This window comes from Streptomyces sp. NRRL S-87 (assembly GCF_000719335.1).
Lineage (GTDB): Bacteria > Actinomycetota > Actinomycetes > Streptomycetales > Streptomycetaceae > Streptomyces.
Map to the genome: position 1 here is coordinate 104,968 of NZ_JOGB01000017.1, position 8,246 is coordinate 113,213.

Sequence of the window (8,246 nt, forward strand, 5' to 3'; positions counted from 1 at the left end):
GGTGGGGCGGTGCAGGGGCCGGGGCGAGGGCCGGCGCCGGTGTGCGGTCAGGCGGTGGCGAGTTCCGGCCGGGGGGTCGGGCAGGGGCGCGCCAGGGCCTGGTCGTAGCGGTGCAGGACGAGCCGGGCCAGCGCCGGGTGGTCGCCCAGCGGCTCGGCGGCGATCCCCGGTGCGTCCGCCGCGCTCTGCGCGGCGAACCGGCCGGGAGCGGTGAAGTACGAGGCCACGGCGGCCCGGTGGTGCCCGCGCGCGGCGAGGGCGCGGGCCGCCTCGGGCACGGTGGGGGCGGCGGCGGAGGCGTACGCGGGGACCACCGGGACCCCGCCGAGCCGCTCGGCGAGCGCGGCGGCGGTACGGCGGGTGTCGGCGGTGGAGCGGTGGTCGAGGGAGCCGGCCGCCGCCAGCACGACGGCCGTGCCCGGGGTCCAGCCGGCCTCGTCGAGCCGGTCGTACAGGGCCTCGACGAGCAGCGGGTGCGGGCCGAGCGGGTCGGCGGTGTGCACCTGCAGGTGGGCGGCGGCGACCGCGGCCCGCGGCAGGTCGTGCGTGACGTGGTAGCCGCGCCCGAGCAGCAGCGGTACGAGCACGGCCGCGCCGCCGGCCGGCAGCCCGGCGAGGACGGGGTCGAGCAGCGGCTCGCTCAGCTCGAGGTGGGCGAGGCGGGCGTCGAGGCGGGGGCGCAGCTCGCGGACGCGTCGGAGGAGGGCTTCGGCGGTGCGGCGGGCGCGCGGGTCCCGGCTGCCGTGGGCCACGAGGACGAGGGTGGGCATGGGCGTGCTCCGGAAGGCCGGGCCCTCGGCGGACGCAGGCCGCTGAGCCGGGTGCCGAGCTGCGCGGTGATGGTGCCGAACAGGTCGGCCGCGGTGCCGAGGGGCGGGGAGGGGGGTGGCGGGGCGGGGAGGGCGCCGGGAAGGGCACCGCGGGAGGCGTCGGGAAGGGCGCGGGCAAGCGTCTGAGGAAGGACGCGGGGGAGGACGTCGGGGAGGGGCAGGGTCTCGGGAGGGTGCACCGGCTCCGTCATGGACCGATCCTGACGGGCGTACGTTGCCGGGCCGTTGCGCGGCGGTGACGGCTGTTTTCCAGCCGCTCACCCCGGGGCGTCACCCGCACGTCAGGGGCGGAGGGGGAACCTCCGGACCGGCTCCGCGCGTCTGATCTTGCGTTCGAACGGTCACGGCGGCGGCGGACGCGGCCACGACGAGCACGGCGGCGGGGGAAGGGGACGGCATGCGCACGTGGCGGCGGATGACCCAGCGGGGGCGGCGGCGGGCCGTACAGCTCCTGATGGCGCTGTGCGTGGTGGCGCTGCTGCCCGCGACGTGGACGCACGCGGCGTCCGCCGGGCGGCTGCGCGACACGGCCGACGCGCCGCCCTCGGACGTGGCGGTGGTCTTCGGCGCGGGCCTGTGGAAGGGCCGCCCCACCCCGTACCTGGCCCGCCGGCTGGAGGCGGCCGCGGAGCTGTACCGGACCGGCAAGGTGAAGGCCGTGCTGGTCACGGGGGACAACAGCCGTGTCGAGTACGACGAGCCGAACGCGATGCGCGCGTACCTGGCCCGGCAGGGCGTACCGGACCACCGGATCGTCAGCGACTACGCCGGCTTCGACACCTGGGACTCCTGCGCCCGGGCCCGCCGGATCTTCGACGTCCGGCGGGCGGTCCTGGTCACGCAGGGCTTCCACATCCACCGCGCGGTGGCGCTGTGCGAGGCGGCCGGCATCGACGCGTACGGCGTCGGGGTCGACGACGTGCACGACGCCACCTGGTACTACGGCGGCGTCCGCGAGGTCTTCGCGGCGGGCAAGGCGGCGGTGGACGCCGTGCTGCGGCCGGACCCGCACTTCCTGGGGCCGAAGGAGCAGGGCGTCACCACGATCCTCGCGCATTCCTGAGCCGGTTCCGGGCCGGCGGACGTCCCGCCCCTGACGGGATATGACGATCAGCCGTATCGCCGGTAGCGGTGGAGAGTAGGCGCCGCCCCCGAGAGCCTCACCGTGCCCGCCCCCGGGCTGGGAGGTCGGCGTACCCGGGGCGTAACCCGGGGCCGCGACCAGGCGTAACAGCCCCGCCGCAGGCTGGACGGCATGCACCCCGCGACGGCGACCCCGACCCACTGCCCGTACTGCGCCCTGCAGTGCGGCATGAACCTGGCCCCCGGCCGGGGCGAGAGCCCGCTCGCCGTCGAGGAGCGGGCCGACTTCCCCGTCAACCGCGGGGCGCTGTGCGGCAAGGGCCGCACCGCACCCGCCCTGCTCTCCTCCCGGGTCCGCCTCACCGAGCCCCTGATCCGATCCCACGCCACGGGCAGGCTCGAACCGGCCACCTGGGAGGAGGCCCTCGACACCGTCGCCGAGGGCCTGGACCGGAACCGCCGCGCCCACGGCGCGGACGCCGTCGCGGTGTTCGGCGGCGGCGGGCTGACGAACGAGAAGGCGTACGCGCTGGGCAAGTTCGCCCGGGTCGCGCTCGGCACGAGCCAGATCGACTACAACGGCCGCTTCTGCATGTCCTCGGCGGCCGCCGCCCACCAGCGGGCCTTCGGCCTCGACCGCGGCCTGCCGTTCCCGCTCGCCGACGTCCCCAGGACCGGCTGCGTGATCCTCGTGGGCTCCAACCTCGCCGAGACCATGCCCCCGGCCCTGCGCTACCTCACCGAACTCAAGGAGAACGGCGGCACCCTGATCGTCGTCGACCCCCGTCGCACCCGGACCGCCGAACAGGCCGACCTGCACCTCGCCCCGCGCCCCGGCACCGACCTGGCGCTGGCCCTCGGCCTGCTGCACCTGGTCGTCGCGGAGGGGCGCACGGACGAGGAGTTCATCGCCGGGCGCACCACCGGCTGGCCGGCCGCCCGCGCCGCCGCCATGGCCCACTGGCCCGAGCACGTCGAGCGCGTCACCGGGATCCCCGTGCCCAAGCTCCGCGAGGCGGTACGGATGTTCTGCGCGCCCGAGTCGGCCATGGTGCTCACCGCCCGCGGCCCCGAGCAGCAGTCCAAGGGCACCGACACGGTGGGGGCGTGGATCAACCTGTGCCTGGCCACCGGCCGGGCCGGCCGCCCGCTGTCCGGATACGGCTGCCTCACCGGCCAGGGCAACGGCCAGGGCGGCCGCGAGCACGGCCAGAAGGCCGACCAGCTGCCCGGCTACCGCAAGCTCACCGACCCCGCCGCCCGCGCGCACGTCGCCGAGGTGTGGGGGGTGGACCCGGACACCCTGCCCGGGCCGGGCCGCAGCGCGTACGAGCTCCTCGACGCCCTCGGTACGGACACCGGGCCGCGCGCCCTGCTGCTGATGGGCTCCAACCCGGTCGTCTCCGCCCCGCGGGCCGGCCACGTCGAGGAGCGGCTGCGCGCCCTGGACTTCCTCGCGGTCGCCGACGTCGTCCTCTCCGAGACCGCGGCCATGGCGGACGTGGTGCTCCCGGTGACCCAGTGGGCGGAGGAGACCGGCACCACCACCAACCTGGAGGGCAGGGTGCTGCTGCGCCGCCGGGCGCTGACGCCCCCGCCGGGGGTGCGCAGCGACCTGGACGTGCTGCACGGCCTCGCCGCCCGGCTCGGGCCGGGACAGGGCCACCCGGACCTGGAGAAGAAGTTCCCCACCGACCCGGCGGAGGTCTTCGCCGAGCTGGGCCGCGCCTCGGCGGGCGGCCCGGCCGACTACGCGGGCATCGACTACGGGCGCATCGCCCGCGAGGACGGGGTGTTCTGGCCCTGCCCGACCCCCGGGCACCCGGGGACGCCCCGGCTGTTCCTGGACCGGTTCGCCACCGAGGACGGCCGGGCCCGGTTCGTGCCCGTCGAGCACCGGGCGGCCGGGGAGGAGGCGGACGCCGCGTACCCGCTGCTGCTCACCACGGGGCGGGTGGTCGCGCAGTACCAGTCCGGGGCCCAGACCCGTCGGGTCGACGAGCTCAACGCGGCCGCGCCCGGGCCGTTCGTGGAAGTGCACCCGCGGCTCGCCGAGTCGCTGGGCGCCGTGGAGGGGCAGCCGCTCGCGGTGGTCTCGCGGCGCGGGCGGGCGGTGGCACCGGCCCGGATCACGGACACGATCCGGGCGGACACGGTGTTCATGCCCTTCCACTGGCCCGGCGAGGGGCGCGCCAACACCTTGACGAACCCCGCGCTCGACCCGGTGTCGCGGATGCCGGAGTTCAAGGTGTGCGCGGTGCGGGTGGAGACGGTGGACGCGGCGGGGCGGGACACCACGCCGTCGACGGGCGCCGAGACGGCGGACGCCGCCGCCTGAGCGACCGGTGCCTCAGCGACCGGCGCGCGAGCAGCCGGCGGGCGAGCAGCCGGCACGCGGGCGACCGGCGCCCGAGCAGCCGTGTCAACAACGCTCGTGGTCAATAGAGCTAGCGGTCCAGCCAGTCCCCGCTGGCTATCAGCCGCCCGGAGGCCCGCAGCCGCCGGGCGAGCGGCTCCGCGGCGAGGTACACCCACGCCTGTGCCGTCGTGCCGTCGGCGCGCACCGCCGGCCGGGGCAGCCGGTCGTACACGTTCTGCGGACGGCCCGGCCCGTAGTAGTCCTCCAGCCGGTCCAGTACGTCGAGCAGCTCGCCGTACAGCCCCGCCGCGGGCGTGATCAGCGCGCCCACCACCACCGGCCCCGCCGGGTCGTCGGCCGCCGCCTCGACGGCGTACGGCCAGCCCGGACCCTCGTACAGGACGGCGCCCGGCAGCCGGGCCGGCACCTCGGCGGCGGTGCGGCCGGCCAGGTAGCGGTCGTGGTTGTACTCGCCCGGGCGCAGCGTCCCGTAGACGAAGAAGGGCAGCTCCGTTCCGGTCACTCGCCCCGGACCTCCGCCGCCGCCCAGGCCCGGTAGCCGGCCGCGGCCCGCACCACGGGGGTGGCGATGACCTCGGGGGTGTCGTACGGGTGCGCGGCCAGCAGGTGCGCCTCCAGCGCCGGGTACGCGTCCTCGGTCGTCTTGAACACGACCTGCCACTCCTGGGCGGTCTGCACCTCGCCCTCCCACTGGTAGACGGAGGTCACCGGCGCGCCGATCTGGGCGCAGGCGGCGAGGCGCGCCCCGACCGCGCCCCGGGCCAGTTCCTGTGCGACCTCCGCCGAATCGACGGTGGTGAGCACGGTCAGGATGGGCCGTTCGACCGGTGTCACGGGGTGCCTCCCTCGGTTGTGGTGCGGCAGTGGCGCGTCCGCGGAGTCCGCGGGCGCGCGGAAGCCGGTGCCCCTCGATTGTCGCGGTCGCCCACCCGGACCCGGCACCGGGATCCGCCCCCGCGCCCGGCACGAGGATCCGGCTCCCGGACCGCGGCTGCCTCGACGACTCCGCGGCCCCCGGCCCACCGCCGGGGGGGCCGCCCGACGCTCCGTCACCCGCCCGGGCGGGGCGCACCGGTCGCCGTCACCCGGTTGGGGCGGGCCTCCCCGGGTTGGCGGAACGGGACGTCGGGAAGCCTCTGACGTGCAGGTATGCGGCGAGGGGCGCGCGACACGCCGAGGTCACGCGACACGGTCGGCCCGGCTCGGCGGGCACGGACGCTCCGGCCGTCCTTTCCTCGGAGGTGACCCACCGCGGCCCCGAGGAGCGACATGCGCAGCCCCCGCCTCATCACCGGCACCCTCATCGCCTTCGCCCTGCTCGGCCCCGCCGGCGCCGCGGCCGCGGGGGAGTTCGCCGATCTGGAGATCAGCCCCCGGTCCGCCGAGCCCGGCGCGACCGTCACCGTCAACACCACGGCCTGCGGCCCGGGCGGGACGGCGGACGGGGACGCCACCACGGTCGGCGGCGGCCGGTTCCGGCTGGCCGCGACCACGCACAAGGAGGACGTGGTCGGCCAGTTCAAGGTCGGCCGCGACACCCCGCCGGGCACCTACCCCATCGGAGCCACCTGCACGAACGGCAAGTTCGCCACCGGCGACCTGGTCGTCACGGCGGCCAGCCGCGACCCGCAGGGCCACAACCAAGGGCAGGGCCACAACCAGGGCCACGACCAAGGCCAGGGCCACGACCAGGGCCAGGGACGCGACCAGGGCCAGGGCGGTCACGACCAAGGCCAGGGCCGTGACGAGGGCGGCGGCCGCCTCCCGCACGGCCACGTCGAGACCGGTGTCGGCGGGGGCACCACCACGGAGACCGACCCCGCCAAGATCGCGGCAGGCGCGGCCCTTCTGGCCGCGGCCGCCGTCGGCGGTGCCTGGGTCCTGCGTCGCCGGGCGAGCGGCACGCGGACCTGACGCGGCGGAGCGGCACCGGACCCGCGCGGCCCGGCCGGACCCGGCACGGCCGTCCCTGCCCCAGGACAGGGACCGCCCCGCCCCCGGCCCGGCCCGCGGCCCCACGGACCGCTCCCCCGGCACCGTCCCCCGCCGCCCCGCTCCCGTGCGCGTCCCCGCCGCGGGGGCCGGGCGGCGGCCCAACCCGCCCACCTCATCGAGGCCTCACCGAGGGGGTAGGCCCCATGCACCGCGATCCACGCACCGCGCGCCGCGGCGGGCTCCTCGCCATCGCCGCGTGCACCGGGCTCTGGCTGATCAGCAGCGGCTCCGCCGAGACCGTGTCCCCGCCCCAGCCCGCGCCCGCCGAGGCCCGCGGCTCCGACCCGGCCGCGGCGGCATACGGCCGGACCGTCGCCCCGCTGCCCGCCTCCCCGCCGCTGCGCATCCGGATCCCGGCCATCCGGGTGGACGCCGCGCTGACCGGGCTAGGGCTGCGGCCCGACGGCCGCCTCGAAGTACCCCCGCCGGAGCGCCGCGACCTGGCCGGCTGGTACCGGGACGGGACGGCGCCCGGGGCGGCGGGCGCCGCGATCGTGGCCGGCCACGTGGACGACGCGCGCGGGCGGTCGGTCTTCTACGACCTGGGCGCACTGCGCCGCGGCGCGGCGGTCGAGGTGCCGCGCCGGGACGGGCGTACCGCGGTGTTCACGGTCTACGCCGTCGAGGTGTACGACGCCTCCGCCTTCCCGGACGCGCGCGTGTACGGGCCGGTCCCGCGCGCCGAGCTGCGCGTGATCACCTGCGGCGGCGGCTTCTCCCCGCGCACCGGCTACCGCGGGAACGTGGTGGTCTTCGCCCGGCTGACGGGCACGTACTGACGCACCGACGGCCGCGTCAGCGCCCCGGCACACCCCCGGCGACCTCCGCCGGCTGCCATGCGACCCACTGGTCGTGCCCCAGCTTGACCACCAGGACGCACACCACCGTCAGCAGCACGACCCGCACGAACCCGCTGCCCTTCTTGAGGGCCATCCGCGCCCCCAGCATCCCGCCGCCCAGGTTGAACACCGCCATGAGGGCGGCCAGCTTCCACAGCACCACACCCTGGTACGAGAACATCGCCAGGGCGCCGAGGTTGGTGCAGACGTTGACGATCTTCGTGGTCGCGGAGGCGGTCACGAGGTCGAGGTGCAGCAGGGCGGTCAGCGCGAGCACCAGGAACGTCCCGGTACCCGGCCCGAACAGCCCGTCGTAGAACCCGATCCCGCAGCCCGCGAGCAGGATCGCCAGCAGGATCCGCCGCCGCGTCACCGGCCCGCTCGCCGGGGCGGTCCCGAAGGCCGGCTTGAAGATCACGAACCCGGCGACCAGCACGAGCACCACCATCACCGCGGGTCTCAGCACGTCCTTGCTGATCCCACCCGCGAGCAGCGCCCCGGCCGCCGACCCGAGCAGCGCCGCACCCCCGATGCGCACGGCGAGCCGGACGTCGACCGGCGCCTTCCGCACGTACGTGATCGCCGCCCCCGTCGTCCCGACGACGCTGACGGCCTTGTTGGTGGCCAGGGCGTAGGTCGGCGCCAGGTTCCCGGGCAGCCCCACCATCAGCGCGGGCAACTGGATCAACCCGCCCCCGCCGACGACGGCATCGACCCAGCCGGCTCCCGCGGAAGCCAGGCACAACAACACGATCACGCTCAGCGATATGTCGGGCATGACGCGACCCTAGGAAGCAGATGCGTGCACGGTCCATCGATTTGCGCGAGTCTTGAGCTTCGCCGCCGCCACCCACGTCACCCCCATCCTTGGCGGTGCCGGTGAGTCCCGCGGTGTGCGTCCGCTCCCACCCCCGGCCACGTGTATGTCCGCCTCCACCACCGTCCCCGAGGCGTGTGTCCGCCCCTACCACCGTCACCGCGGCGTCCGTCACCCAGGTCACCACATCCTTGGCGTTGCCGGGTGGGTCCCGTGGTGTGTGGGGGAGGCGCTTGACAGGGGTGGCAGGCTGGCTCGGAGGCAGGCCCGGGCCGAGGGTGGCCGCAGGCCAGGGCGAAGCC

Annotated in this window: 8 protein-coding genes; 4 read left to right on the plus strand and 4 right to left on the minus strand. The window is 76.6% G+C overall.

Annotated elements, in window-relative coordinates; all coding sequences use genetic code 11:
• Positions 1-47 precede the first annotated feature (47 nt).
• Positions 48-770 carry a sirohydrochlorin chelatase gene (locus tag IF43_RS0113330; RefSeq protein ID WP_051795260.1) on the minus strand — a complete coding sequence of 241 codons (723 nt, stop codon included), beginning with the start codon at positions 768-770 and terminating at the stop codon, positions 48-50.
• A 457-nt stretch (positions 771-1,227) separates the two neighbouring features.
• On the opposite strand from IF43_RS0113330, the gene IF43_RS0113335 reads away from it, so the two are divergent.
• Both IF43_RS0113335 and IF43_RS0113340 read left to right on the plus strand, forming a co-directional pair.
• Positions 1,228-1,893: a vancomycin high temperature exclusion protein gene (locus IF43_RS0113335; protein WP_030198935.1), complete on the plus strand. Its 666-nt coding sequence runs from the start codon at positions 1,228-1,230 to the stop codon at positions 1,891-1,893.
• 192 nt (positions 1,894-2,085) lie between these two features.
• Positions 2,086-4,251, plus strand: coding sequence for a molybdopterin oxidoreductase family protein (locus IF43_RS0113340; protein WP_051795261.1), 2,166 nt, complete (start codon positions 2,086-2,088; stop codon positions 4,249-4,251).
• A 109-nt stretch (positions 4,252-4,360) separates the two neighbouring features.
• Here IF43_RS0113340 and IF43_RS0113345 read toward each other — a convergent pair whose 3' ends face one another.
• Together IF43_RS0113345 and cutA are read right to left on the minus strand one after the other, a co-directional pair.
• Positions 4,361-4,795, minus strand: coding sequence for a gamma-glutamylcyclotransferase family protein (locus IF43_RS0113345; protein ID WP_030198943.1), 435 nt, complete (start codon positions 4,793-4,795; stop codon positions 4,361-4,363).
• The gene (gene cutA / locus IF43_RS0113350) at positions 4,792-5,127 is read right to left on the minus strand and encodes a divalent-cation tolerance protein CutA (protein ID WP_030198946.1); all 336 of its coding nucleotides are present in this window, start codon (positions 5,125-5,127) and stop codon (positions 4,792-4,794) included. Before cutA ends, IF43_RS0113345 begins: the two co-directional genes overlap by 4 nt.
• 435 nt (positions 5,128-5,562) lie before the next feature.
• Here cutA and IF43_RS0113355 point away from each other — a divergent pair, with 435 nt between their 5' ends.
• Both IF43_RS0113355 and IF43_RS0113360 read left to right on the plus strand, forming a co-directional pair.
• Entirely contained in the window at positions 5,563-6,207 is a 645-nt protein-coding gene (locus IF43_RS0113355) for a hypothetical protein (protein WP_030198950.1), read from the plus strand.
• A 224-nt stretch (positions 6,208-6,431) separates the two neighbouring features.
• Positions 6,432-7,067: a class F sortase gene (locus IF43_RS0113360; protein WP_030198954.1), complete on the plus strand. Its 636-nt coding sequence runs from the start codon at positions 6,432-6,434 to the stop codon at positions 7,065-7,067.
• Positions 7,068-7,083: 16 nt separating this feature from the next.
• Here IF43_RS0113360 and IF43_RS0113365 read toward each other — a convergent pair whose 3' ends face one another.
• Positions 7,084-7,905: a TSUP family transporter gene (locus IF43_RS0113365; RefSeq protein WP_051795265.1), complete on the minus strand. Its 822-nt coding sequence runs from the start codon at positions 7,903-7,905 to the stop codon at positions 7,084-7,086.
• Between the last annotated feature and the right edge of the window lie 341 nt (positions 7,906-8,246).

What these genes read in the sequence shown, in the direction of transcription:
- IF43_RS0113330 (WP_051795260.1), bottom strand. Translation starts at nt 770, where the DNA reads ATGCCCACCCTCGTCCTCGTGGCCCACGGCAGCCGGGACCCGCGCGCC.
- IF43_RS0113335 (WP_030198935.1), top strand. Translation starts at nt 1,228, where the DNA reads ATGCGCACGTGGCGGCGGATGACCCAGCGGGGGCGGCGGCGGGCCGTA.
- IF43_RS0113340 (WP_051795261.1), top strand. Translation starts at nt 2,086, where the DNA reads ATGCACCCCGCGACGGCGACCCCGACCCACTGCCCGTACTGCGCCCTG.
- IF43_RS0113355 (WP_030198950.1), top strand. Translation starts at nt 5,563, where the DNA reads ATGCGCAGCCCCCGCCTCATCACCGGCACCCTCATCGCCTTCGCCCTG.
- IF43_RS0113360 (WP_030198954.1), top strand. Translation starts at nt 6,432, where the DNA reads ATGCACCGCGATCCACGCACCGCGCGCCGCGGCGGGCTCCTCGCCATC.
- IF43_RS0113365 (WP_051795265.1), bottom strand. Translation starts at nt 7,905, where the DNA reads ATGCCCGACATATCGCTGAGCGTGATCGTGTTGTTGTGCCTGGCTTCC.